22 protein-coding genes and 1 pseudogene are annotated in these 25184 nt (G+C 31.6%); 10 read left to right on the top strand and 13 right to left on the bottom strand.

Annotation, left to right across the window (positions count from 1 at the left end):
* Nucleotides 1–96 precede the first annotated feature (96 nt).
* Both BUE95_RS10940 and truA read right to left on the bottom strand, forming a co-directional pair.
* Nucleotides 97–1917 (bottom strand): ABC transporter ATP-binding protein, encoded by a 1821-nt coding sequence (locus BUE95_RS10940; protein WP_073584418.1) that lies wholly within the window; start codon nucleotides 1915–1917, stop codon nucleotides 97–99.
* Complete coding sequence (gene truA, locus BUE95_RS10945) at nucleotides 1910–2668, bottom strand: tRNA pseudouridine(38-40) synthase TruA (RefSeq protein WP_073584420.1); 759 nt, start codon at nucleotides 2666–2668, stop codon at nucleotides 1910–1912. Before truA ends, BUE95_RS10940 begins: the two co-directional genes overlap by 8 nt.
* 97 nt (nucleotides 2669–2765) lie before the next feature.
* Between truA and BUE95_RS10950 the strand changes: the two genes are divergently transcribed.
* Nucleotides 2766–3260 (top strand): metallophosphoesterase family protein, encoded by a 495-nt coding sequence (locus tag BUE95_RS10950; protein WP_073584422.1) that lies wholly within the window; start codon nucleotides 2766–2768, stop codon nucleotides 3258–3260.
* Between the two features lie 100 nt (nucleotides 3261–3360).
* Here BUE95_RS10950 and BUE95_RS10955 read toward each other — a convergent pair whose 3' ends face one another.
* Complete coding sequence (locus BUE95_RS10955; protein WP_073584424.1) at nucleotides 3361–3771, bottom strand: DUF4293 domain-containing protein; 411 nt, start codon at nucleotides 3769–3771, stop codon at nucleotides 3361–3363.
* Between the two features lie 187 nt (nucleotides 3772–3958).
* Between BUE95_RS10955 and rho the strand changes: the two genes are divergently transcribed.
* Nucleotides 3959–5740, top strand: coding sequence for a transcription termination factor Rho (rho, locus tag BUE95_RS10960; protein ID WP_073584426.1), 1782 nt, complete (start codon nucleotides 3959–3961; stop codon nucleotides 5738–5740).
* A gap of 61 nt (nucleotides 5741–5801) precedes the next feature.
* Here the strand turns inward: rho and BUE95_RS10965 are convergent, their stop codons facing one another.
* A complete protein-coding gene (locus tag BUE95_RS10965) occupies nucleotides 5802–6290 on the bottom strand; it encodes a hypothetical protein (RefSeq protein ID WP_073584428.1) in 489 nt (162 codons plus the stop codon).
* Between the two features lie 22 nt (nucleotides 6291–6312).
* Nucleotides 6313–6513, bottom strand: coding sequence for a hypothetical protein (locus tag BUE95_RS13925; protein ID WP_394333988.1), 201 nt, complete (start codon nucleotides 6511–6513; stop codon nucleotides 6313–6315).
* Nucleotides 6514–6902: 389 nt separating this feature from the next.
* On the opposite strand from BUE95_RS13925, the gene BUE95_RS10975 reads away from it, so the two are divergent.
* Both BUE95_RS10975 and BUE95_RS10980 read left to right on the top strand, forming a co-directional pair.
* Nucleotides 6903–8399: a glycosyltransferase family 2 protein gene (locus tag BUE95_RS10975; RefSeq protein ID WP_084530288.1), complete on the top strand. Its 1497-nt coding sequence runs from the start codon at nucleotides 6903–6905 to the stop codon at nucleotides 8397–8399.
* Between the two features lie 178 nt (nucleotides 8400–8577).
* Nucleotides 8578–10401, top strand: a complete 1824-nt coding sequence (locus tag BUE95_RS10980) for a BamA/TamA family outer membrane protein (RefSeq protein ID WP_073584430.1) — start codon at nucleotides 8578–8580, stop codon at nucleotides 10399–10401.
* On the opposite strand, the gene hemN is transcribed toward BUE95_RS10980, so the two are convergent.
* On the bottom strand, nucleotides 10402–11766 hold the full coding sequence (hemN, locus tag BUE95_RS10985; protein WP_073584432.1) for an oxygen-independent coproporphyrinogen III oxidase: 1365 nt from the start codon (nucleotides 11764–11766) through the stop codon (nucleotides 10402–10404). It lies immediately after the preceding gene.
* Between the two features lie 128 nt (nucleotides 11767–11894).
* Here hemN and trxA point away from each other — a divergent pair.
* The 3 genes and pseudogenes from trxA to BUE95_RS11000 all read left to right on the top strand — a co-directional run.
* A pseudogene (gene trxA, locus BUE95_RS10990) lies at nucleotides 11895–12212 on the top strand (thioredoxin); the annotation flags it as partial.
* Between the two features lie 31 nt (nucleotides 12213–12243).
* Nucleotides 12244–12633 (top strand): rhodanese-like domain-containing protein, encoded by a 390-nt coding sequence (locus BUE95_RS10995; RefSeq protein WP_073584436.1) that lies wholly within the window; start codon nucleotides 12244–12246, stop codon nucleotides 12631–12633.
* A gap of 6 nt (nucleotides 12634–12639) precedes the next feature.
* Nucleotides 12640–12972, top strand: a complete 333-nt coding sequence (locus BUE95_RS11000) for a tRNA-binding protein (protein ID WP_073584438.1) — start codon at nucleotides 12640–12642, stop codon at nucleotides 12970–12972.
* A 60-nt stretch (nucleotides 12973–13032) separates the two neighbouring features.
* Here BUE95_RS11000 and BUE95_RS11005 read toward each other — a convergent pair whose 3' ends face one another.
* The 3 genes from BUE95_RS11005 to BUE95_RS11015 form a co-directional block, all read right to left on the bottom strand.
* Complete coding sequence (locus BUE95_RS11005; RefSeq protein WP_084530284.1) at nucleotides 13033–15072, bottom strand: M56 family metallopeptidase; 2040 nt, start codon at nucleotides 15070–15072, stop codon at nucleotides 13033–13035.
* A gap of 1 nt (nucleotide 15073) precedes the next feature.
* Complete coding sequence (locus BUE95_RS11010; protein ID WP_073584588.1) at nucleotides 15074–15433, bottom strand: BlaI/MecI/CopY family transcriptional regulator; 360 nt, start codon at nucleotides 15431–15433, stop codon at nucleotides 15074–15076.
* A 100-nt stretch (nucleotides 15434–15533) separates the two neighbouring features.
* Nucleotides 15534–16760: an MDR family MFS transporter gene (locus BUE95_RS11015; RefSeq protein ID WP_073584442.1), complete on the bottom strand. Its 1227-nt coding sequence runs from the start codon at nucleotides 16758–16760 to the stop codon at nucleotides 15534–15536.
* A gap of 84 nt (nucleotides 16761–16844) precedes the next feature.
* Between BUE95_RS11015 and BUE95_RS11020 the strand changes: the two genes are divergently transcribed.
* The 3 genes from BUE95_RS11020 to BUE95_RS11030 are packed head-to-tail and all read left to right on the top strand — an operon-like array spanning nucleotide 16845 to nucleotide 18825.
* A complete protein-coding gene (locus BUE95_RS11020; protein WP_073584590.1) occupies nucleotides 16845–17435 on the top strand; it encodes a DUF1684 domain-containing protein in 591 nt (196 codons plus the stop codon).
* Nucleotides 17428–18075 carry a TatD family hydrolase gene (locus BUE95_RS11025; RefSeq protein WP_073584444.1) on the top strand — a complete coding sequence of 216 codons (648 nt, stop codon included), beginning with the start codon at nucleotides 17428–17430 and terminating at the stop codon, nucleotides 18073–18075. Before BUE95_RS11020 ends, BUE95_RS11025 begins: the two co-directional genes overlap by 8 nt.
* A gap of 33 nt (nucleotides 18076–18108) precedes the next feature.
* Nucleotides 18109–18825 (top strand): tRNA threonylcarbamoyladenosine dehydratase, encoded by a 717-nt coding sequence (locus BUE95_RS11030; protein WP_073584446.1) that lies wholly within the window; start codon nucleotides 18109–18111, stop codon nucleotides 18823–18825.
* A gap of 5 nt (nucleotides 18826–18830) precedes the next feature.
* Here the strand turns inward: BUE95_RS11030 and BUE95_RS11035 are convergent, their stop codons facing one another.
* The 4 genes from BUE95_RS11035 to BUE95_RS11050 all read right to left on the bottom strand — a co-directional run bounded on the left by BUE95_RS11035 (nucleotide 18831) and on the right by BUE95_RS11050 (nucleotide 25183).
* The gene (locus BUE95_RS11035; RefSeq protein ID WP_073584448.1) at nucleotides 18831–20027 is read right to left on the bottom strand and encodes an LETM1-related biofilm-associated protein; all 1197 of its coding nucleotides are present in this window, start codon (nucleotides 20025–20027) and stop codon (nucleotides 18831–18833) included.
* Between the two features lie 2 nt (nucleotides 20028–20029).
* Nucleotides 20030–22819, bottom strand: coding sequence for an excinuclease ABC subunit UvrA (gene uvrA, locus BUE95_RS11040; RefSeq protein WP_073584450.1), 2790 nt, complete (start codon nucleotides 22817–22819; stop codon nucleotides 20030–20032).
* A 159-nt stretch (nucleotides 22820–22978) separates the two neighbouring features.
* Nucleotides 22979–23353, bottom strand: a complete 375-nt coding sequence (locus BUE95_RS11045) for a PUR family DNA/RNA-binding protein (protein ID WP_073584452.1) — start codon at nucleotides 23351–23353, stop codon at nucleotides 22979–22981.
* A gap of 63 nt (nucleotides 23354–23416) precedes the next feature.
* Nucleotides 23417–25183, bottom strand: a complete 1767-nt coding sequence (locus BUE95_RS11050) for an ABC transporter ATP-binding protein (RefSeq protein WP_073584454.1) — start codon at nucleotides 25181–25183, stop codon at nucleotides 23417–23419.
* Nucleotide 25184 lies beyond the last annotated feature (1 nt).

A 25184-nucleotide genomic window follows, 5' to 3' on the forward strand; every position in this document is an offset into this window, starting at 1 on the left:
CCGTGTTCTAAAGAAAAAAGGCAAGTTCAAGAGATGATGTTACACGTAAAGACAAACGTTGCGTGTAATTTGAAACCCGAAACTTTGAACCTGAAACTATTCAACTTCAACTGCAAACTGTGAATCATACAATTTCTTGTAATAACCATTAGGTTTGTTAATCAGTTCATTATGTTTACCAAATTCTACGATTTGACCTTTGTCCATTACAATGATTTTGCTAGCATTTACAATGGTGGCTAAGCGATGCGCAATTACTATAGAAGTTCTATTTTGAGTTATAGTTTCTGTAGCTTTTTGAATCAATTCTTCAGAATGTGTATCGATAGAAGAGGTGGCTTCATCTAAAATTAAAATACTCGGATTACTAACATATGCTCTTAAAAAGGCAATCAATTGGCGCTGCCCTGAAGATAGCATCACTCCGCGCTCTTTTACGTTGTAATCGTAGCCTCCTGGTAAGGTCATGATAAAATCGTGTACTCCAATTTTTTTTGCAGCAGCTATAACATTTTCTCTTGTAATTTCTTTATTGTGTAGCGTTATGTTATTATAAATGCTATCCGAAAATAAGAAAACATCCTGTAAAACTATAGCAATTTGCTTGCGGAGGCTTTCTAGTGTGTAACTTTTAATATTTTGGTTATCTATAGTGATTTCACCCGAATCGATTTCATAAAAACGATTTAATAAATTGATTATGGTTGATTTTCCTGCACCAGTACTTCCTACAATAGCAATAGTTTCGCCAGGCTTTACTTCTAAATTAATTCCTTTTAAAACTTCTTCATTTTTGATGTAGCTAAAACGAACCTCTTTTAATTGGATAAGCCCTTTAAAATGGATTGCTTTTATACAGCCTTTGTCTTGCACATTATCTTCGGTATCTAGAATTTCAAATACTCTATCTGCAGCGACAATTCCCATTTGCATGACATTGAATTTATCTGCAATTTGTCGAAGTGGATTGTATAACATTGTTATGTACATGTTAAAAGCAACTAATTGTCCGATGGTGGTATCAGTATCACCATTTATAATCCAGATAGCCCCAAAATAAACTACTAATCCGATGCTTATATTGGAGATGATATCTGCTATTGGAAAAAAAATGGAATTGTATAAAATATTTTTAAGCCATGCTTTATTGTGTTTTTCATTGATTTCTTTAAACTTTTCTAACTCTATTTTTTCTCTGTTAAAAAGTTGAACGATTTTCATTCCAGTTAAACGCTCTTGAACAAAGGTGTTTAAATTCGCAACTTCATTTCGGACTTCTTTAAAGGCAACTTTCATTTTACGGTTGAAAATATTAGTTGCAATTAAAATTAAAGGCATAATTAATAATACAATTCCAGTGATTTTCCAGTTTACGACCAACATGAAAACGATTACAATAATCATTTTCAATACATCACTTACAATCATGAAAAGGCCTTGGCTAAAAATACTTGCTATGGATTCAATATCTGAGACAGATCGGGTTACTAATTTTCCAACAGGTTCGTTGTCAAAATATTTCATCTTAAAAGACGTTATGTGATTGTATAATTTATCACGTAAGTCCTTGATAATATCTTGACCTAACCAATTGGCTAAATAAGTGAAATAGAATTGCGATATTGCTTCTAATACCAGAGCAATAAACATAATAACTACAAGTGTTTTAAGATTGGTAGCGTTGTCATTTCCTGAAAAGAAATAATGCATAAATCCTTCAAAATATTGTTGGATTATATTGGTCTCTTTCTTGGTTTCAACCAAATAATTATCAATAGTAAAGTTTAATAGAAAAGGTCTTAGTGCAGTAATTATTGCTAAGAAAATAGCCCAAAAACTCACAAAGTATAATTTCCCTTTGTAAGGTTTCGCATACTCAAGCAATTTATAAAATGACGATTTTTTTCTTTTACTCATTGATTTTTTTTCTTTCTGTTATGTAAGGATACCTAACTTTTACCAAATATAATCCATGTGCTGGAACTGAAAATCCAGCTTTTCCTCTATTTTTACTCTCTATGATGGTGCGTAATGCAGTAACTTCAATTTTACCTAAGCCTATATTAATCATGGTACCCACAATTGCTCTTACCATATTTCGTAAAAAGCGATCTGCCGTGATGGTAAATATAAGTTGATTTCCTGATTGTTTCCAATGCGCTTCCGAAATGTTACAATTGAAAGTATTCACATCAGTATGAACTTTTGAAAAACATTCAAAATCAGTGTAGTCAAATAAAATTTGACAAGCTTCGTTCATTTTATCCACATCTAAATGATGGGAATGATACCAACTACCTTCGGCTATAAACACATCTTTGTAGGTGTGGATATAATATTCATAAGTTCTATAAGTTGCATCGAAACGAGCGTGAGCTTCATCGGTTACCTTTAGAATACGATAGATTACAATAGATGGAGGTAAAAACGAATTCAATTTGTGTGACCAATAATCGGAATCTAGTTCCAAACCGGTCTCAAAATGTGCATACATTTGTTTTGCATGAACACCAGCATCGGTTCTTCCTGCGCCAACAATTGTTATTGTTTCTCTAAAAACGGTAGAAAGTGCTTTTTCCAAAGTTTCCTGTACCGAGATGGCGTCAGGCTGACTCTGAAATCCGTGGAATTTTTTTCCGTTGTAGGCAAATTCTATGAAATATCTCAAAATAGGATGTTTGGTTTTCTTAAATAGCTTGCAAATTTACAAAATTCAAAAGTAAACTTCCTTTCAAATTGTGATAATAAAAACTTAATTTTGTCTTATGAAGAAAATTCTATTGTTATCTGACACCCACAGTCATATTGATGCTACTATTTTGAAATATGTAGACCAAGCTGATGAAGTTTGGCACGCTGGAGATATCGGAAATTTAGAAGTTACGGATGCTATTCAAAAACGAAAACCACTTCGCGCGGTGTATGGAAACATTGATGATGAAAAAGCACGTTTAGAATTCCCATTAAACAATCGTTTTTACTGTGAAGGAGTTGATGTTTGGATTACTCATATTGGGGGTTATCCTGATAAATATAGTCCAGCAATTCGAACAGAAATCACCCAAAGGCCTCCAAAATTATTTATTTGTGGACATTCTCACATTTTAAAGGTGCAATTTGATAAGAAGTTGAATTTATTGCATATGAATCCAGGTGCTTGTGGAAAATATGGGTTTCATCAGGTACGTACGATGTTGCGTTTTGAAATCGATGGTGATAAAATCCAGCGTTTGGAGGTGATTGAACTAGGGAAGAAATAGTGTTCAGTATTCAGTCACAATTTTAAGTTTAGATAAACAAAAAAATCCGAAACTTTCGCTTCGGATTTTTTCTTCGCACTAATAAACTAAGATGATAGGTTTATCGTAATCGATCAACAGATTTTACGAGATCTTCGTCCTTTTTGATTGCCTTGTTTGCCAAGACTAATAAAACGATAGAAATAGCTGGAAGAAACATCCCAATACCCTTCTCAGAAACCGAAGTTTCTCCGGATAAGTTTAGTGAACGATACACAAAAAATCCTAGTAAAATAAAGTTAAATATCATGTTCAACCTGTTCAATACAAATTGATTTTGTCTCTTTTTAAAATTTAAAATACTATAAATTGCCAACAAAGCTGAAACAACAAACATAATAATGTGAAACAAAGAAGCTGTAAAAAATACTTCCTTTTTGTCTACCGTTGTCCATAAGGAAAAAACAAAAGGTAAAGCTCCCATCACAATTGCGCTGATTGCCATATAAACCGTTTGAATTCTTTGTAACATTGTTTTTTAGTTTTGTTGAGCAAAAATAGTATTTCTTTTCAATTAAAACTATTGTTATTTCCAAATTTATTCGTACTATTGCATAGTATTAGTCGTAAGTACTTCATTCTACGACATCTTACACCTCAAAAAAAATCTATCTTTTTTTGTTTTTAACTCAATCAACAATTTTATTCAACTTATATCCATGTTTGATATTGAAGTATTAAAAGAGATGAAACTCTCTGATTTGCAAGAGATTGCAAAAGTCGCTAAAATCAACAAATACCGTTCTCTCAAAAAAGACGATTTGGTATATCAAATTTTAGACTTACAAGCAGCTAAACCCGAAGTAATTAAATCAGAATTGCCTAAAGAAGTTGCCGCTGACCAACCAAAGGAAAAAAGAGCAAGAATTGCTCCCAAAAAGGAAGTAAATCAAGCGCCAAAAATCAAAAAAGATTTGTTTTCAAAACCTTTGAAAGATTTGCCAGAAGAAGAAGTTATTCCTGTGGCCACTGAAAAAATAGTGACAGAAACAAAAGCAACAGCCAAGAATAATGTTTTGCCAAAACCTGATGAGAAGTCGCCTCGGAAAGATTTTAAAAATAAGAAACCTTTACCAACCAAAGAAGCTACTACCGAAGTTATTCCTACAACAGAAAAACCGACCACAGAATCTACTGCTATTGAAATTCCACAAAACGATAAAAATTTGCCAAAAAATCCTAATTTCAAGGCAAATCAAAATAATCCCAACCATCCTGATTACAAGAAAAGTAATCCTACAGAGGGAAATAATGGTAACAACGGAAATACCAACAAAAATCCTCATCAAAATAAAAAGCAAAATTTTAGAGAACCCGATTTTGAGTTCGACGGAATTATTGAAAGTGAAGGCGTTTTAGAAATGATGCCTGATGGTTACGGATTTTTACGTTCATCAGATTACAATTACCTAGCTTCTCCAGATGATATTTATTTGTCTACTTCTCAAATTCGTTTGTTCGGATTAAAAACAGGGGATACGGTAAAAGGAGTTGTTCGTCCTCCAAAAGAAGGTGAGAAATATTTTCCATTGGTAAAAGTATTAAAAATTAACGGTCACGACCCACAAGTCGTACGGGATAGAATTTCATTCGAACATTTAACCCCGGTTTTCCCAACAGAAAAATTCAACTTAGCAGAACGTAATAGTACGGTTTCAACTCGTATTATTGATTTGTTTTCGCCAATTGGAAAGGGACAACGTGGTATGATTGTAGCCCAACCCAAAACGGGTAAAACCATGTTATTGAAAGATGTTGCAAACGCTATTGCTGCGAATCATCCAGAAGTTTATTTAATTGTTTTATTGATTGATGAACGTCCAGAAGAGGTAACGGATATGCAACGTAGCGTGCGTGGTGAAGTAATTGCTTCTACTTTCGATAGAGAACCACAAGAACACGTGAAAATTGCAAATATTGTTTTAGAAAAAGCAAAACGTTTAGTAGAATGTGGTCATGATGTAGTGATTTTATTAGACTCGATTACGCGTTTAGCGAGAGCTTATAATACGGTTCAACCTGCTTCTGGAAAAGTATTGAGTGGTGGTGTAGATGCAAATGCGTTACAAAAACCAAAACGTTTCTTTGGAGCGGCTCGTAATGTGGAAAACGGTGGTTCGTTAAGTATCATCGCAACGGCATTAACAGAAACCGGTTCTAAAATGGACGAAGTTATCTTTGAAGAGTTCAAAGGAACTGGTAATATGGAATTACAGCTGGACAGAAGAATTGCTAACAAACGTATTTTCCCTGCAATCGATTTGGTTTCTTCAAGTACACGTCGAGACGATTTGCTATTAGACGAAAACACGATCCAAAGAATGTGGATTATGCGTAAATACTTAGCCGATATGAACCCAGTAGAAGCTATGGATTTCATCCACGATCGTTTCAAGAAAACGCGAAACAACGAAGAATTTTTAATTTCGATGAATCAATAAAAATAGAAACTCCGATGAAAATCGGAGTTTTTTTATGGGTTTAATTTTGAATAGTACTTATTTACATTGGAGCATTTGTCATAAAGTCATTAAATTCTCCTGTTGATAAATTTATGGTTCCATGAAAATAACAATTACCTCCACCTAATACATTAAATCCTTCATTTTTCCATCTATCATCGGGAACACGACAAAAACAACTTACAAATACTTCTTTTTGTTTTGTTTTTTTGTTGATATAAGGGAAATATTGCCTTTTATAATCCTCTAGGTTAACTATTAAATTTGGCCACTCAGTTGGTGTATCGTGAAACATTTTCTTTATGTCAATGTTCATTTTTTTAACAGCTTTTGGTAAAATATTATTTACTTCTTCAACTTCTTTTTTTGTAAGGAATGTAGGTGTTGCTCCTTCCCATGGAAAAGTTTCTAATATGGCAATATAAACTTCTCCTTTTGAGTTTTTAATCCATTTCACAGATTTTTCTGAGTCACCTTTATTACAACTAATAAAAGATAGAATAGATAAAAGCAAAATAATGATTTTCATAACAAATTTCTTTAAATATAATTTACTTTAACCTTTCCAAAACCCCTTTCTTTTTTACAATATTTTTGTAATCCCACTGAATTTCTTTTGCTTTTTGAAGCCAATTTTTTAAATCGGTTGTATCGATTTCTTTTACGGAATTATAAAAAATAGAAGCATCTTGAAATTTAACTCCTAATACATTCAGTTTGTCTTCATCAAAAGATTTTCCGCTCCAAAACATTAATCGGATGCCTTTCTTTTGTTTGCTATAGCCTACAATTGGATTTCCATCTAAAAACCAAACGGGGTGGGCATGTCAAATTTTATTTTCGGCTTCAGGTAAGTAGCTGCTTATTTCTTTGGCCAATATGGCACAAATGATTTGATCTTGTGGAGTTTGTATATTATTATATGCTTGTGTATTCATGGCAAGTTTAAAAATACTAAAAAAAGATATTTTAGAATCGTTTTTTGAGTACTAATTTAACAAATTGTGTACTATTTATACAGGTTACTACAATTATTTTTTTATCTAAAATATTGAAAAACAAACATTTAAATGTTTTGGTATAAGGCTTGTTTAAAGATAAATGGATTCATGACAATAGTAATAAAAAAAAATTGAGCCCTATGAAAATTGAAAACGGAAAATATACGTCGGAAAAAGTATCCAATCAATCAGATCAACTTTTTAGTTTTGTGCTTCCAGTGAATGGATCAACTAAAAATGGATTTTTTACCCATCTGTTTTTAAGATTAAAAAGCAATGTTGTTCAAATAAAGCAACAAATTTTTAGTTTAAGAGCATTATCAAAATCGCAATTGGTTCTAATGTCTACCTTTATGTTGTTATTAACAGCAGCTGTTTTAATGTATTATTTACAGCCCAATTTTGAGGCTTTCCACGATAGTAGATTAGCAACCGATATAGGAAAACTTTTTTTTGGTATTACATTAGTTTTATTGGGTTATAAGTTTCTGTTTTTTCTTTACAGCGTTTACTTGTATGTAAAATATAGATCCATTGCATCAGTTTCAGATGAAGAATTGCCAACCTGTACTGTTATAGTACCAGCTTATAATGAAGGAGCGTTGGTATGGCATACGTTAAAGAGTTTAGCAGACAGTGACTATCCAAAAGAAAAAATACAACTTTTGGCTATTGATGATGGAAGTAAAGATGATACTTGGCAATGGATATTGAAAGCGAAAGAAATGCTTGGTGATCGACTCTCTATTTATCAGCAACCTGAGAACAAAGGGAAGCGTCATGCCTTGTATAGAGGCTTTCATTTAGGTACAGGATCAATTTTTGTTACTGTAGATAGCGATTCTATCGTAAAAGCGGATACGCTTCGAAACTTAGTAAGTCCTTTTGTTACTTCAGCAAATTGTGGTGCCGTAGCGGGAAATGTTAAAGTTTTAAACAATCAAAAAGCAATTATTCCTAAAATGCTGAATGTAAGTTTTGTATTTAGCTTTGAATTTGTAAGATCAGTTGAAAGTATGTTTGGTTCTGTTTTGTGTACACCAGGTGCCTTAGCAGCTTATAAAAGAGAAGCTGTTTTTAATTGTTTGCCAGAATGGATAAATCAAACCTTTATGGGAAAACCTTCTGATATAGGAGAAGACAGAGCGATGACCAATATGATATTAAAGCAAGGATATGAAGTTTTATTTCAACGCAATGCTCATGTTTTAACTAATGTTCCGGAAACGTATAAGGGTCTTTATAAGATGTTTATAAGATGGGGAAGAAGTAATGTTAGAGAAAATTTAAGTATGGTTAATTATGTTTTTAAAAATTTCAGAAGCGGTTCAAAATTTGGTACACGTTTACTGTTCCTTGATCAGTCGTTTAAATTGATAATGACCTATCCAGCTTTAATTTTTATGCTTTATTTTATTCTCTCTCAACCGGTTTTGTTTGTAACGGCCACTCTTTTTAGCATATTAATATTGTCTAGTATTCAAGTTTTCTTTTATGCTAAACGGTATACTATAACAGAATCTTTTTGGGCCTACTCCTATAGTTTGTTATATGCATTCGGTTTGTTTTGGATAACACCTTATGCAATTATAACTGCCAGTAAAAGTGGTTGGTTAACACGAGAATTGACACCATAATTTTTAGTTTAGTAAGTAGTAAATTGATTTGATTTACGGAAGCAACTCCAGTTTTTCTGGAGTTGTTTTTTTTTAAAATTTCATCATTCTTTGTCTGAAATAGCTTTATTTTGTAAAAAGGACTCCTCTTATGAAATAACGTATACTAAATAAGTGATTTTAGAGTTTTGAATAAACTATGAAAAAGAGATTCGTATTAGTTCTGTTGATTTTATTTGTTTTTGATACTGTTTTCGCCCAAGAAAAGAGTCAGGACAGTACGAAAGCAATCTATCAAGATATTCACGATTTATCCAAGAAAAATAAATTCAATCGGTTTGTTTATAAGTTAATTTTTAGATCATCTGCTTTAAAATTGGAAAACTTAATTCCAGAAAAAAGGGGAACCAAGAAACCAGAAGATGAGCGTCAAGCGAATGGAAAAATTATTCGAAAAATAGTTATAGAGACTTTGGATCCTTTTGGAAATTCTGTCACAGATACAACCAAAGTACCACGAAAAGATTTTGAAAAATTTGGTAATTCTATTCATCTTAAGACCAAGCAATTTACGATTAAGAATTTGTTACTTTTTAAAAAGAATAGCAGATATGATTCTTTGGTTTCAAAAGAGTCAGAGCGTTTAATTAGAACTCAGCGTTACGTTAGAGAGGTTGTTATAACTCCAGTGATATTGCCATCAACAACTGATTCTATTGATGTTAAAGTAAGAGTTCTAGACAGTTGGAGTTTGATTCCTAATGGAAGTTTGTCTTCTAATCAAAGTAGTATTAAATTGACTGAACGAAATCTATTCGGATTTGGTCATCAAATATCAGGTAATCTCGAAAATCGATTTTCTTCAAAAGAGCAAGCAATTTTTGGTAATTATACCATTAACAATATAAAAAATAGTTTTATAAAATTAGACCTTACTTATTCAAATGAATACAATAATGACAGTAAGAGAAGTGTTAGTTTGACCCGACCCTTTTATTCCGTTTTTGCTCGAAATGCTGGTGGTGTTTCTTTTGAGAATACGCTAACAACAGAGTTTTTTCCTGTTTTAGATTCTCTGATAGCCGAACCTGTAAAGTTTGAATTTCAAGAATATTGGTATGGAAGGGCTTTTCCTCTTTATAAAAAAAATAATTATAAGAATGTTTATACCAATTTATTAACTGCCATAAGTTACAATCGAAGAATTTTTCTAAGAAAACCAGATGAAGAGCTAGACAGGACTTCTTTTTTTAGCTCTGAAAGAAATATTATTGGCTATCTAGGGGTTTCCAAACAACAATTCTATCAAGATAAGTTTATTTTTAATTACAATATCGTAGAAGATATTCCCTATGGACAAAACCTAGCCTTAATTTTTGGTCATCAAGAAAAAAACAAGATATCTCGATTGTATACAGGAATAACAATTTCTCATGGTTTGAAATATTCTTTTGGTTATCTGAGTAGTTTCTTAGAATGGGGAAGTTTTTATAATAAGGGGGTAACGGAACAAACGGCATTTAAGCTTGGGTTCAATTATTTTAGCCCATTGATTCATTGGGGAAATTGGAGATTTAGACAGTTTATAAAGCCTACTTATATTTGGGGAAATAACAGGGACTCCTCGTTTAAAGATCAATTGTCATTAAATAATTATTATGGAATTGAAGGATTCAATAATAGAATTTTAGGGGTTCAAAAGTGGGTTTTTTCATTACAGACCCAGTCCTATGTGCCTGGCAGTTGGTATGGATTTCGTTTTAGTCCGTATATCAATATATCCATGGGTTCTTTAGCCAATAAAAAGGCTCTATTTGAGAGTAAAGTTTATTCAAAATTTAGCATAGGTGTTCAAATTAATAATGATTTTTTAGTATTTAATAGTTTTCAAATTTCATTTTCCTACTATCCTTCTATTCCTTTTGAAGGTGATAACATTTTGAAAACGAATTCTTTTGAAAATACAGATTTGACATTAAACGATTTCCAGTTGGCTAAGCCTACTTATGTTCGATATGAGTAATTAAATCGTCATGGAAAACAGTTTCGTCTCAGGAGTTTTGCGAATTAATCGCAAATCAAATGCCATACAAATGTTTCTAACAAATGGCTTCCCTTTTTCTGTAACAACAATAGTATCATCCTGAATAATTAACAAATCATCTTCTTGCATTTCTTCTAAACTGGTTAAAACCATAGGTAATTCAGGAAAATATAAAGCCTTCTCTTTCCAAGATGTGGTAAATTGGCACATTAAATTGAGTATATGTTTTCTAATGATAAGGTCTTCTTCAGTCAATACATGGCCTCTGAAAATAGGTAATTGATTTTCAGCTAAATGCGTGTAATAATCTTCGATTGTTTTTTCATTTTGCGCAAAGCTGTACCAACTATCACTAATAGAAGACACACCTAATCCAATCATTAATTGTGTTTTTGATGCTGTATAGCCCATGAAATTTCGATGAAGTTTTCCTTCTTTAAAAGAGGTAAACATGCTGTCGTTTTCTAATGCAAAGTGATCCATTCCAATTTCATGATATCCATTTTTTGCTAACTGTATTTTACCTTCTTCATATAATTGTCTTTTTTCATCATCTTTAGGTAAATCTTCGTCTTTGAAGCCTCGTTGCCCATTTCCTTTGATCCAAGGCACGTGTGCATAACTGTAAAATGCTAAACGATCAGGGAGCAATGATTTTGTTTTATCAATAGTATCTTTAACATCAGTTAATGTTTGAAAAGGAAGTCCAAAAATTAAATCATGACTAATTGAAGTATATCCAATTTCTTTAGCCCAGAAAGTTACTTTAGCTACATTGTGAAAGGGTTGAATGCGATGAATTGCTTCTTGTACTTTTGGAGAATAATCTTGAACACCAAAACTCACGCGTCTAAAGCCTAAATCATATAAGGTTTGTAAATGTTGCTTGGTAGTATTATTGGGATGTCCTTCAAAACTAAATTCATGATTTTCCGCTCTTGAAGCATATTGAAAAATACCATTTATCAAGCGTTCTAAATTTTCTGGTGAAAAGAAAGTTGGGGTTCCACCACCTAAATGAATTTCTTTGATAATGGGTTTTCTGGGAAATAGATCACAATACAATTTCCATTCTTTAATTACAGCTGTTATGTAAGGATCTTCAACTTCATGACGTTTCGTGATTCTTTTATTACATCCGCAAAACGTACATAAACTTTCACAGAACGGAAGGTGAATGTATAAACTAATTCCTTCAGTTGTATTAGATTCTTTAAATGATTGTAATAAAGTACTTTTCCAATCTTCTAAATGAAATTTATCTTCCTCCCAATAAGGAACTGTTGGATAACTTGTATAGCGAGGTCCAGGAACATTGTATTTTTGAACAATTGATGTTGTCATAGCGATTCATTATTAACACAATACAAATTTAGGCCACACTTGAAAAATAAAAAATGATAATTATCATATTGCATTTTCTGTAACAAATATTACAGACAAGAATAAGTTGAAATACTACCTTTGAAGTCAAAAAAAATAAGATTATGAACACAAAATTTAATGAAATTATCGCCAGTAATAATTTGGTTTTGGTTGATTTTTATGCTGATTGGTGTGGTCCTTGTAAAATGATGTCTCCAATATTACAAGAGGTAAAATCAAATTTAAAAGATCATATTAAAATTATCAAGGTTAATGTTGACCAACATCAAGACTTAGCTCAGCATTTTATGGTGCGTGGTGTTCCAACACTTATGCTTTTTAAGCAAGGTAAGATGTTATGGAGACAATCAGGAGTGTTGCAAACAAATGATTTATTAAATATAATTGCAACTCATTTAAATTAATTTTTTATATTTAAAAACAAAAATTAAGATTATGAAATTAAAAGTAATTGGTTTGCTCTTTCTCTTCATTGGAGTGACATCTTGTTTAAAGAATCAAGTTGATGGTGTTCAAGTTTTAGACGCCACAACGTTTGAAAAAAAAATGAATCAACCCGAAGTGCAACTTGTTGATGTTCGTACCCCAGAAGAATTTGGTCAAGGTCATCTAGAAAACGCATTAAATATTGATTTTATGGCTGATGATTTTGATGCAAAAGCTGCGACTTTGGATAAGGAAAAACCCGTTATGGTATATTGTAAGTCTGGAGGAAGAAGTGCAAAGGCTTCTGCACGATTAAAAGCATTGGGTTTTAAAACGATTACCGACTTGGAAGGAGGTATCATTAATTGGACTAAAGAACAAAAGCCAACTGTTAAGTAATTTTCTATGTTGCATTGGAGTGATTTTGAAAAAGTAGAAATGCGCGTTGGTACTATAATAGCAGTTCATGATTTTCCGAAAGCAAAAAAGCCAGCTTATCAATTGACAATAGATTTTGGACGTCAATTGGGGATTAAAAAATCATCTGCCCAGATTACAGTGCGTTATTCAAAGGATGAATTATTAGGCAAACAAATTGTAGCTGTTGTTAATTTTCCTGACAAGCAGATTGCTGATTTTATGAGTGAATGTTTGGTTTTGGGATCGGTAGGAGAGGAGAATGATATAGTTCTTTTAACTACAGATAAGAAAGTTGAAAACGGTTTGAGAATAGGTTAATCTAGTATTCTTTGAATACAAAATCCCGATTTTGGACATTTTCAAAATCGGGATTTTTTGTTATTTGGTTTCAATAATTATTTTTTTGATTTTTTTCTTTTCTTTTGGAGATGTTTCATCTTCAATGATGATCAGGTCTTTAATTTTTTCAAACTCATAATTTTTAAAGAAATCAATATTGTCTTCTAGAATTTTACCTTTTAATTCTAATTTCAGTTGATTTAAAAAATGCGTTGGATAGCCTGGAAATTTAATTTTGTCACCATCAAAAACAACTACATTATCACCATTTTTTATGGTTATAACTCTTGGTTTAGGTTTGTCGCTACTAATCTTTTTGTATTCAAATGGTTTTAAGTCTTCATTCTTAGTTTCTAAAATAATGATGTCATTTTTAGTTTTACTCTTACTTTTATTGATGGTTATGTTTATATTTTTTAAATCTTTATAATCAATATTGTTTAATTCTGATTGTTTATATTCAACTCCATTAAATATTATTTTTGCTTTTGAAAGATCTATATTTTGTTCCTTAACTAAATCTTCTACAAATTTTTCAGTACTTGGTGGACCTACTTGATAACTTATTCCCCAACTAGTATTAGCTACTTTTTCTTCTTCTTTTTTAGTTGTAAACTCAAAATAAATTTCACCTTCTTTTTTGTCAATATTGTATTTTGATTTTAATTCTTTTTCATCTAGTTCTTTTAAAACATCTAATTCTTGGTCTAATGGAATTTTAATTTTTTCATTTTCTGATTGTAGTTTTCCGTTAATAATCATTTTTACTTTTTTTCCATTTTTAACCATGTCATCAACAGTCCAAGAGTTTTTATCATTTGAATTTTGAGCTTTTCCTACGATAGCAATTTCTTCGGTATCAGCTTCAGTGAATTTATAAGTTGGAGTTTCACTTAGTTTTTTAAATCCAAAATAATCTTCATTGTCTCTATTGTTACTTTTATAAAGTTCAATAGTTTCGATTGGAATAGATCGATCGATTTTATATTCTTTAATTTCTCCAGATTTGGTCTTAAAAATTATTTTGATAGCAGTTAAAGCGTCATTTTTATCTCTTTTTAAGTTTGAAATTTTTAAAGTTAAATCGGAATCTGAAAATATTTTTTCAATCTGCTTTAAATTTTCATTGCTCATTTTTGGAGTAATGATTACCGATACTTTTTCTTCACTTTTTGTGATTTCATTGGTGACAACTTCCTTCACTTGCGCCACTGTTTCAATTTGAAACAATAGCATAAAGCCAACTAATAAGGGAAGAATAATTCCGTACTTCCAAGCTTTTCTTTTGTGGGATTGATTTGTGTGTAACATAACGATTCGTTTTTTGATTAATGATTGATAAAATTGATTGGTAATGCTTAAGTCGTGTTGATGAGTCACTACTTTTAATAAAGTTCTTTGATATTCGTATTTGTTTTCGATTTGCTGAAAAGTTTCATTATCGGCAATAAATTCTAAGTTTTGAAGTATAGCTTTTCGATACAACCAAACGATTGGATTTGCCCAAAACAAAGCACAAAACAGTTTTGCAAGTAACACATCAATGGAATGTTTTTGCTTCACATGAATGCTTTCGTGGGTTAAAATATGTTGAAATTCTTCTTTAGAAAATCGATTGGGATTAATCACAATGTAATGAAAGAACGAAAATGGATTTTCGGTTGTGTCGGAATGAATTAAGACAAAATTGGTTTCTTTTTGTTTTCGATTTTTACGGATTCTATTAAAAAAGGATGCCAATTCAAAAGTAATTTTCAATATTAGCAAAATTGAAATTGCGATGTAAGTTGTAGTTATAATTAAAGACCAATCTAAACTTGTTTCCTGAGTAGGAGCTTTAATTGCATTGTTATTGATAGGAATTAACTCTTCATATATTACTGGAATTGGTGTTGGTTCCACCCAAATCGTTTTTGTAAACGTAATTAAAGGTAAAATCAAAGACAAAACCAAACCACCAATCAAATACCAACGATTGGATGTAAAAAAGGTTTCTTTGCGAAGAAATATAACGTACATCAAATAAAATAAAATGATGAGACCGTTTGCTTTTAGAAAATAGAGCAGTAGATTTTCCATGCTATTTCTTTTTTTCGATTAATGCTAAAATTTCACGAAGTTCATCTGCCGAAATCTTTTCTTCTTCAGCAAAAAAGGAAACTAAATTTTTGTACGAACTATTGAAATAATTTTCAATAGCGGTATTCATGAAGGTTTTTCGGTAATCTTCCAATTTAACTATAGGAAAGTACTGATGCGTTTTTCCGTAAGCATTATGACTTACATAGCCTTTTTCCTCTAAATTACGCACAATAGTAGAAAGCGTGTTGTAATGAGGTTTATCGTTAGTGATTTCTTCCATGATGTCTTTTACAAAAGCTTTTTTAAGCTTCCATAAAATATGCATGATTTCTTCTTCTTTGTTGGTTAGTTTTTGCATAGTCATAAATTTGTCATTCTGAGCTTGTCGAAGAACAAACGTATAACTATATTTTTAGTTTTACAACTATTTTTATAGTTATTTAACTAAATTTTTAGTTTTAAAGATTTCTTGGAGGTTCTTTTGCTACTAATTTTTTGGTCCAAATGAAAAGTAAAACTCCAATAACACCAAGAGTTCCCATGAAAAACCAGTTGGTTTGATAACTGAACAAAGAAATAATTTCCATTCCCGTTTTGGCACTTAAAATATGAGCCAAACTATAACTCATCGTAAAAATGGCCATGTAACGACCTTCGTGACCTTTAGGAGCGCGACTCATGGCAAAAGAATTCGAAAATGGAAAAGCGAACATTTCAGCAAATGTCATGAAAATCATCATGATAATTAAAATGCCAGCCCAATTATTCACTAATAACAAATAAATACTTATCGCCATTGCCAAACAACCGTAAGTAATGACTTTTAACTTGTTGATTTTGTGTTTTTCGATATAACTCACAATTGGCATTTCCATGAAGAAGACCAAAACACCATTTAATGTCAATAACAATCCAGTTTGAAATTCACTTAAGTTGAATTGTTCTTTGTGATATAACGGAATAGTTGTAAACAATTGGAAAAATAAAATTCCTGTAATTAAAGTTCCCGTTAAGAAAATCCAGAAAGGCGTATCTTTAAAAACAGAATGCGTTAACACTTCGCCCGGATGTTCCTTATCTGTGTATTTTGATTTTTTCTTCTCTTTAACTTTAATCCAAAAAATTAATATTGCTAAAATACAACTTGCACCATCTACCCAGAACAATCCTTTGTAGCCAACACTCATGATTAACAATCCACCAAGCGCTGGACCAGCTGCAAAACCTAAATTAATGGCTAATCGCACCAGCGTTAAAGCACGCGTTCTGTTTTCGGGTTTTGCATAAGCTCCTAAAGAGACAAACATGGCGGGACGAAACATATCGGCAACGGTCATGATTAAAAACATGGCGATTATTAAACCTTCGAAGCTCGTTATGAATTGTAAACCAAAAAAAGCAAAACCACTAGTTAATAAACTAAAAATCATGATTTTGTAAAACCCGATTTTATCTGATAGTTTTCCGCCTAACCAAGATCCTAAAATGGAACCGCAACCAAAACTCACCATAATCCATCCGACTTGACTGTACGAAAAATGCAAATCTTCTTTCAAGTATTTCGACAAGAACGGAAGTACCATAGTTCCGGCACGATTGATGAAAGTTATTAAGGTAAGAATCCAAATTTCACGAGAAAATCCTCTGAAATTATCTATGTATTTGTTGAAGGCGCGTTTTAACATGACTATATTTCTGCTGCAAAATTACTAAAGTTGCAAACAATTAAATGTTATAGAAATTATATATTTTTGTAAAAAATGAATCACATGAAAAAACTTATGATTTTCCTATTATGTTCGGTTTTTGCGTTTGCTCAAAAAGACTTGACTTCTGCTGAAAAATTTCAATTCGAACTAAATAAAAGTTATGCGGATTCATTAAAAAGTCCTTTAATGAAAGAAGATTTCAAATCTTTTAAAGGTTTGGATTTCTTTCCTTTGAATGAAAAATTCATTGTAGAAGCTACTTTTATCCGAACTAAAAAGGAGAAAGCTTTTGGAATGAAAACCACGACTTCAAGAACTCCATTATATATCAAATATGGTGAACTTCATTTTTCAATCGATGGTAAAAACTTAAAATTGAATGTTTACAGAAACCTTGATTTATCCAAAAAATCAGGCTATGAAGATTATTTATTTCTTCCTTTTTCTGATTTGACTTGTGGAAAGGAAAGCTACATTGGTGGACGATATGTAGATATGAAAGTTCAAAAAGGTAAAAAATGGATTATTGATTTTAATAAAGCTTATAATCCGTATTGTGCATACAATTATGAATATTCGTGTCCGATTGTCCCTTTAGAAAATGATTTGGAGGTCGAAATTTTAGCTGGAGTAAAGAAATTTCATGACTAAATTCATCAATCTACATACGCATAAATTTTCGAATCTTTCGGATGTGATTGAAGTCGTAAATCAATATCCATGGGAATTTAATACTTCGGTTCCAAATTATTCTATTGGAATTCATCCTTGGTATATTGATGAAAATCGTATACAAACCGATTTGGAAATTATTAAACAAAAGCTCAAATTAGAAGAATGTTTGGCATTGGGTGAATGTGGCCTAGATAAGCGAATTGAAATTCCGTTGGAGTTACAAATTTCAGTTTTCAAAAAGCAATTAGAAATTGTAAAGCAAACAAATAAACCTATCATTTTGCATTGTGTTGCGGCTTATGACGAAGTAATCGCTATGAAAAAAGAAATGAAAATCGAAAATCCAATGATTATTCACGGGTTTTCAAAAAATGAACAAGTGGCGAAATCACTTTTAAATAACGGTTTTTATCTTTCGTTTGGAAAATATTTACTTCGCAACAAAGATTTAGAAAAAGTATTTACTTTTGCACCCGAAAATAAAATTTTGTTAGAAACGGATACTATTGAGGAGTCCATTTATCAAGTCTATGAAAAAGCGGCTGCTATAAAAGGAATTTCATTAGAGCAGATGAAAGCTATCGTTTTTACTAATTTTTCAAAGATTTTCAGTTAAACAAATTAATTAATTTAACGATTCAAACCAATTATGGCAAAGTGGAAAGAAAGAGCAGTATTGTTATTTAAAGAAGAAGGTATTCAACGATTAGAAAACGCTAATGTTTTGGTTGTTGGATTAGGTGGAGTAGGGAGTTTTGCTGCTGAATTTTTGGCACGCGCAGGTATAGGAAAAATGACTATTGTAGATGGTGATGTGGTGGATATAACCAACATTAATAGACAATTACCAGCTTTGCATAGCACAGTGGGTGAACCCAAAGTGAAAATTGTTGGGGACAGATTACTAGATATTAATCCCGATTTAAAATTAACTCGAATAGAAGAGTTTTTATCTCCCGAACGCGCGTTTGAGTTGGTTACTCCTGAGTTTGATTACGTTTTAGACTGTATTGATAGTTTAACACCCAAAATCAATTTGATTGTAGCTTGTAAACGCAAAAAGGTAAAAGTAATTAGTAATATGGGTGCAGGTGGTAAGTTTGAAGCAGAAAAAGTTCGTGTTAAAGACATCAGTAAAACCGATTATTGCCCTTTAGCAAAGCAAGTAAGAAAGCGTTTAAAGTTAGAAGGGATTTCGAGTGGTGTTAAAGTAGTTTATTCCTTTGAACGACCTGATTATAACAGTGTAAAAATGACAGACGGTTCAAACTTTAAAAAATCGTTTTATGGAACAAATAGTTGGATGCCTGCTTTATTTGGTTTGCATGCAGCAGAAACTGTTGTTAAGTACCTCCTGAAAAAGTAAAGAATTTAATCGTCTAAATTCTCATTAAAAGCAGAAGGTAATAATTGTGGAATAAATTTTATTAAAATAGGTAATAACAATCCACCACCAGGAAGTAAAAAAATAGTTAACGATGGCACTGTTTTACAAATGTCTAATAACTGTTTTTTTACTTTCTTTTTTTCTTCTTTGCTCAAATCTTTTCTAGTTGATTTGGCTAAAAGTTGCATTAATTCACCACTTTCTTTAATTTCTTTAGTTAGTCGATCTTTATTGCGAATAATTAGTTTGGTAACATTTTTATTTGCTTGGTCGTAAAAATGCTTAATGGGATTCGAATAATTAAAAAAGGGAATCTCTGATTTGTACTTTTCTATAAAATCATTAATTTCATGTACGCTTTTATTTAGTAATGATGGATCTAATTCTAAATTTTGAGTCAATTGTTTTAGAAAAACAACCTCATTACTTTCTAATTTTTCATCGCTCCAAAGCGCCATTTGTGCTATATCCAATAAATATAACTTTTCCAGTAACGAAGTATGCCGCATCAACTTGATCTCCGATAATTCGATATTTTCAATGGTATTAAATTTCGTATAACGAATCGAATTTTCAAACAATTTCACCAATAATTCATCGTATTTTGACTTTCGTTCTTTAATTTTTAAAGCCAATGAAACAATTTTGATACAATCGGATTCTATATTTTTAAGGTAATCAGCTGGTAATGTTTCCTTTTTTAAATAATGTTCGAATGCTAACACATCGATGAATAAGAGTGCATTGGTAATAATATGCGAGAAATTTTTGCTAATTGTATTGTTATTGGTTTGAATTCGCTCGTCTATCACTTTTTCTAAACGCGAACTATACGAACCTTCTGGAAGTAATTTTTTTATAAAATTCAGATTTTCGGGCTGAATGATTTTGTAAAATTGATATACTGAATTAATGAAATCTTCTTTAGTTCCGTTTGATTTTACAATGCGATATAAAGAAAAAAGCGTGTTTAAAAACCCAACTTTTGTCACTTCATCGTATGACCATTTGGAAGTATTTATTTGATTTTGCAGTTGGTAACGCACCACATATCCATAAATGAAACCGGTAGACCTGCAATCTTCATAAAAAGACAAAATATCGTGATGAAAATCAATAAAATTAGCATTGTTTTCAGTGAAAAATTTGTCAATCCAACCGTTAGCAGAAGGGTTTATCATGTTTACAATTTTTCTTTTAAGTATTTTCCTGTAACCGAGTTTTTGTTTTTCGCTATCTCTTCTGGCGTTCCAAAAGCTACTAATTTTCCTCCGTTTTCACCACCCTCAGGACCTATATCTAAAATATAATCGGCACATTTAATTAAATCTAAATTGTGTTCAATCACAATAATGGAATGTCCTTTATCTAATAAAGCATCAAACGAAGCTAATAATTTTTTAATATCGTGAAAATGCAATCCTGTCGTAGGTTCATCAAATACAAATAATGCTTTATCTTTGATTGTTCCTTTTACTAAAAACGAAGCCAATTTAATTCGTTGTGCCTCACCACCAGAAAGGGTAGAAGAGGATTGTCCTAATTGCACATAACCCAAACCAACATCTTGTAAAGGTTGTAATTTTTGTGTGATTTTTGTCTGTTTATGTTCTGTGAAGAATGACAAAGCTTCATCGATAGTCATTTTTAAAATGTCATCGATATTTTTGTTTTCAAAAGTTACTTCTAAGACTTCTTTTTTGAAGCGTTTTCCGTTACAAGCTTCGCATTCCAAATGAACATCTGCCATAAATTGCATTTCGATGGTTACTTCTCCATCGCCCTTACATACTTCGCATCTTCCGCCATCTACGTTAAAAGAGAAATGTTTGGCTTGATAATTTCTTAGTTTGGAAACGTTTTGTTTTGCAAATAAATCACGAATATCATCGTAAGCTTTAATATACGTTACAGGATTCGAACGCGAACTTCTTCCAATAGGATTTTGATCCACATATTCAATATGTTTAATATGTGAGAAACTCCCGTCTAGTTCGGTAAATTGTCCGGCTTTTTCGCCAACACCTTCTAATTTTTTTTGAATCGCAGGAAATAGAATTTTTTTTACCAATGTACTTTTACCACTTCCTGAAACTCCTGTAATCACAGTCAAACATTCCAAAGGGAAAGTAAAATTTTCATTCTTCAAGTTATTTTCTCTTGCACCAATAACTTCAATATGATTTTTGAATTTTCTTCTGGTTTTTGGAACCGAAATTTCTGCTGTACCATTCAGGTATTTGGCAGTTAACGAATCAAATTTTAGGATTTCATCGTAGGTCCCTTGGGCTACTAATTCGCCACCATGTGTTCCTGCTTCTGGACCAATATCGATAATCATATCGGCAGCTTTCATGATGTCTTCGTCGTGTTCTACAACGATTACAGTGTTGCCTAAATCACGAAGATTTTTCAAAACATCAATCAATCGTTCGGTATCTTTTGGGTGCAGACCGATACTTGGCTCGTCTAAAATGTACATTGAGCCTACCAAGCTGCTTCCTAGCGATGTCGCTAAGTTAATACGTTGGGATTCACCTCCAGAAAGCGTATTGGAATTACGATTTAATGTTAAATAGCTTAATCCTACGTTGTGTAGGAAGTCTAAGCGATTGTTGATTTCAATTAGTAAACGCTTTGCTACTTTTGCGTCATATTCGTTTAATTTTAAATTTTTGAAGAAATTGATTAAGTTTACAATTGGTAAATCCACTAAATCAGAAATCGTTTTTTCTCCAACTTTGATGAAATTTGCCTCGTAGCGTAAGCGTTTTCCTTTACAAGTGCTACATTTTGTTTTTCCGCGATATCTTGAAAGTAAAACACGGTTTTGAATTTTATAATTTTTTTCTTCTAATTCAATAAAGAAATCATGTAATCCAGTAAAATACGAATTTCCATCCCAAATCAGCTGCTTTTGTTCGTCTGAAAGTTCGAAAAAGGGCTTGTGAATTGGGAAATCAAATTTATATGCATTGTTAACCAATTGATCTCTGTACCACCCCATACTTTCTCCACGCCATGGGAAAACGGCATTTTCATAAACAGACAAAGCCGTATTTGGAATTACTAAATCTTCGTCAATTCCAATAACACTACCATAGCCTTCACAGGTTGGGCAAGCTCCGTAAGGATTATTAAAACTGAATAAGTGAATATTTGGTTCTAAAAACGTAATACCATCTAATTCAAAATTTGAACTAAATTCCAAACGTTTTTGTGAATCGACTTCCTGTAAATAACAAACTCCTTTTCCTTCATAAAAAGCGGTTTGAACGGCATCGGCTAATCTATTATAAAATTCTTCTTCGTCTTTAACAACAATTCGGTCTACAATAAGAAGAATATCTTTGTTGTCGAATTGGTGTTGGTCAATGGTATCCAAACGAACCATTTCGTTATCCACTAAAATACGTGCAAAACCTTGTTGTAATAAGACTTTTAATTTGTCTTCCAAAGCTCTTCCATCTTCTAGATGAATAGGGGCAAGTAGCAACCAACGACTTTCTAATGCTAAGTCTTTAACTTGGTTAATAACATCAGAAACCGTATCTTTTTTAACTTCTTTTCCAGATACAGGAGAATACGTTTTGCCTATTCTTGCAAATAATAGTTTTAGGTAATCATAGATTTCGGTCGAAGTTCCAACTGTTGAACGTGCATTGCTGGTATTTACTTTTTGTTCAATTGCAATTGCTGGTGCAATTCCTTTGATATATTCTACCTTAGGCTTGTCTAATCTTCCTAAAAATTGACGCGCATATGATGATAAACTTTCTACGTATCTGCGTTGTCCTTCTGCATACAAAGTATCAAATGCTAAGCTCGATTTTCCAGAACCTGAAAGTCCTGTAATCACCACTAATTTGTTTCTAGGAATTGCCACATCTAAATTTTTAAGGTTGTGTAGTTGTGCTCCTTTAATTAGGATGTTTTTTTTTGGATCTAAAGTAGAAAAATCAGGTTTTTTCATTGCAATTTTTAATAGAATGGCAAAGATAACTCATTTATTGAAAATGTGTAAATGCAATTTAATAAATCAGAGTCAATAGTAAATTAAATGGTTTTTTGGGTTTAATATATAAAAAAAGAGCTGAATTTCGTCAGCTCTTTTGAATCTCATGATGAGAAATTAAATATCATCAAAATCGATATTGGTAAAACTTTGAGTTGATTTTGTTTCCTCTAGTTCATTTGTGTAAATTTCTTTTTTGAAATCTTTTTGGTGTCTTTCAGAAATCACTTCTTCTCCTTTTTGATCTAACACGAAATCAGTCATTTCGTCTAGAATTTCTCTGAAAGCTGCAAAATCTTCTTTGTATAAATAGATTTTGTGTTTTTTAAAGTGAAAAGAACCATCCTCTTCTGTGAATTTTTTACTTTCAGTAATAGTTATATAGTAATCATCAGCTTTTGTAGATCTTACATCAAAGAAATAAGTTCTTCTCCCTGCACGCAATACTTTAGAAAAAATTTCTTCTTTTTCTAACATTTCATTTTCTCTCATTTACTATTAAATTAATTAGTTAAGCCATCCAAAAATCCAAAAAAAAAATGGATTAAACAAAAATTATTCCAATTCTTTTTCAGAAAGTTGTTTGTTGTATAATTCTTTATAGTATCCGTCTATATTTAATAGTTGATTATGAGTACCTTGTTCTATAATTTTACCTTCGTCAAGAATTATTATTTGGTCTGCATTTTTTGCAGAAGATACTCTGTGACTTACTATAATAGTTGTTTTATCTTTACAATAATCTAATAAATTATTCAGGATGGTTTCTTCTGTCTCTGTGTCAACAGCGCTAAGAGCATCATCAAGAAGTAATATGGGAGCATTTTTTATTAAAGAACGTGCAATTGAAACCCTTTGTTTTTGCCCGCCAGATAGAGTTATTCCTCTTTCTCCCAATACGGTTTCGTATTGGTCGTTGAATCCTATTATGTTATCGTGGACTACAGCCTTTTTCGCTGCTTCAATTACTTCTTCATCAGTTGCATTTTCATTTCCAAACTTAATATTGTTCTTTATACTATCAGAAAATAAAAAAGCATCTTGAGGAACAACGCTTATTTGGTTTCTTAAGTCAAATAAATTCAAATCTTTTATGGATTTGTGATCAATTAAAACGTTGCCTTCTGTGGCATCATAAAGTCTACTAATCAGTGTCAAAATTGTTGATTTTCCAGAACCTGTTTTCCCTAATATAGCAAGTGTTTCTCCTTTTTTTATAGCGAAAGAAATATTTTTTAAAGCTTGAATTTCAGTATCTTCATAGGTAAAGGAAACATTTTTAAACAAGATATCACCCTGAATGGTAGTAGGTTTAGTAGAGGTGTTTTTAATTTCAGGTTCTTCTTTCAAGAATTCATTAATTCGTTTTTGCGAAGCTTCAGCTTCTTGAATTAATGAGGAAACCCATCCCAAAGAAGCTACTGGCCAAGTTAACATATTTATATACAATATAAATTGGGCAATAACCCCTATACTAGCGACGGCAGGATCTCCATTCATATACATAGAACCTCCAACAAATACTACTACTAAGTTGCTTAAACCTATTAAAAGAATCATTAAAGGGCCAAAAAGAGAATTTACTTTAGCTAAATCCATTGCTTTAGATTTGCTCAACGCTGTAAGCTCTGTAAAATCTTCCTTCTTTTTGTCTTCTATTGCATACGCTTTAATTACTCTTATACCAGAAAAAATTTCTTGGGTAATTGAAAATAAGTTGGATAAATTTTGTTGAAAAGCACCGCTTTTTTTGTGAATTTCAGAACTTATCTTAAAAATACCATATGACAGAAGGGGTAAAGGAAGTAAAGAGTAAAGGGTTAACTTAGGTGAAATGTTATACATATAAATCACAACTATTGTAAATCGCATTAGGGTGTTAAGAGAATACATAACGGCAGGCCCTACATACATTCTAACTTTCCCAACATCTTCACTAATACGATTCATTAAATCACCTGTTCTATTTCTTTTATAAAAACTTTGAGATAGGTTTTGATAATGATTGAATATTTCATTTTTTAAATCAAATTCTACATAGCGTGACATTACTATTAACGTTTGACGCATTAGAAAGGTAAAGAAACCAGCTATGATAGTGGTGACCAATATATAAAAAATGTTTTCAAGCAAAGCGACCTTAAGTGAGGCAACATCTTTATCTGAGGAATTGATGTAATCTTCAATTACTTTTATTGAATTACCTATCAGTTCAGGAGTAAATAAAGAAAAAATTTGTGCAATTATGGTTATGAGTAAACCTAATAAAAAGCGATATTTATATTTAATAAAATATTTGTTTAAATATTGTAATTCTTTCATA

The organism is Flavobacterium cucumis (genome assembly GCF_900148835.1).
In the GTDB taxonomy this organism is placed as follows: Bacteria; Bacteroidota; Bacteroidia; order Flavobacteriales; family Flavobacteriaceae; genus Flavobacterium; species Flavobacterium cucumis.

Bases quoted from the DNA above. Each gene is read 5' to 3' on its own strand.
- BUE95_RS10950 (WP_073584422.1), top strand. From the start codon at position 2,766: ATGAAGAAAATTCTATTGTTATCTGACACCCACAGTCATATTGATGCT.
- rho (WP_073584426.1), top strand. From the start codon at position 3,959: ATGTTTGATATTGAAGTATTAAAAGAGATGAAACTCTCTGATTTGCAA.
- BUE95_RS11005 (WP_084530284.1), bottom strand. From the start codon at position 15,072: ATGGAAAATCTACTGCTCTATTTTCTAAAAGCAAACGGTCTCATCATT.
- BUE95_RS11015 (WP_073584442.1), bottom strand. From the start codon at position 16,760: ATGTTAAAACGCGCCTTCAACAAATACATAGATAATTTCAGAGGATTT.
- BUE95_RS13925 (WP_394333988.1), bottom strand. From the start codon at position 6,513: ATGTTTTGGAGCGGAAAATCTTTTGATGAAGACAAACTGAATGTATTA.
- BUE95_RS10980 (WP_073584430.1), top strand. From the start codon at position 8,578: ATGAAAAAGAGATTCGTATTAGTTCTGTTGATTTTATTTGTTTTTGAT.
- BUE95_RS11025 (WP_073584444.1), top strand. From the start codon at position 17,428: ATGACTAAATTCATCAATCTACATACGCATAAATTTTCGAATCTTTCG.
- BUE95_RS11030 (WP_073584446.1), top strand. From the start codon at position 18,109: ATGGCAAAGTGGAAAGAAAGAGCAGTATTGTTATTTAAAGAAGAAGGT.
- hemN (WP_073584432.1), bottom strand. From the start codon at position 11,766: ATGACAACATCAATTGTTCAAAAATACAATGTTCCTGGACCTCGCTAT.
- BUE95_RS11010 (WP_073584588.1), bottom strand. From the start codon at position 15,433: ATGCAAAAACTAACCAACAAAGAAGAAGAAATCATGCATATTTTATGG.
- BUE95_RS10995 (WP_073584436.1), top strand. From the start codon at position 12,244: ATGAAATTAAAAGTAATTGGTTTGCTCTTTCTCTTCATTGGAGTGACA.
- uvrA (WP_073584450.1), bottom strand. From the start codon at position 22,819: ATGAAAAAACCTGATTTTTCTACTTTAGATCCAAAAAAAAACATCCTA.
- BUE95_RS10975 (WP_084530288.1), top strand. From the start codon at position 6,903: ATGAAAATTGAAAACGGAAAATATACGTCGGAAAAAGTATCCAATCAA.
- BUE95_RS10965 (WP_073584428.1), bottom strand. From the start codon at position 6,290: ATGAAAATCATTATTTTGCTTTTATCTATTCTATCTTTTATTAGTTGT.
- BUE95_RS11020 (WP_073584590.1), top strand. From the start codon at position 16,845: ATGAAAAAACTTATGATTTTCCTATTATGTTCGGTTTTTGCGTTTGCT.
- BUE95_RS11045 (WP_073584452.1), bottom strand. From the start codon at position 23,353: ATGAGAGAAAATGAAATGTTAGAAAAAGAAGAAATTTTTTCTAAAGTA.
- BUE95_RS10955 (WP_073584424.1), bottom strand. From the start codon at position 3,771: ATGTTACAAAGAATTCAAACGGTTTATATGGCAATCAGCGCAATTGTG.
- BUE95_RS11035 (WP_073584448.1), bottom strand. From the start codon at position 20,027: ATGATAAACCCTTCTGCTAACGGTTGGATTGACAAATTTTTCACTGAA.
- BUE95_RS11050 (WP_073584454.1), bottom strand. From the start codon at position 25,183: ATGAAAGAATTACAATATTTAAACAAATATTTTATTAAATATAAATAT.
- BUE95_RS11000 (WP_073584438.1), top strand. From the start codon at position 12,640: ATGTTGCATTGGAGTGATTTTGAAAAAGTAGAAATGCGCGTTGGTACT.
- BUE95_RS10940 (WP_073584418.1), bottom strand. From the start codon at position 1,917: ATGAGTAAAAGAAAAAAATCGTCATTTTATAAATTGCTTGAGTATGCG.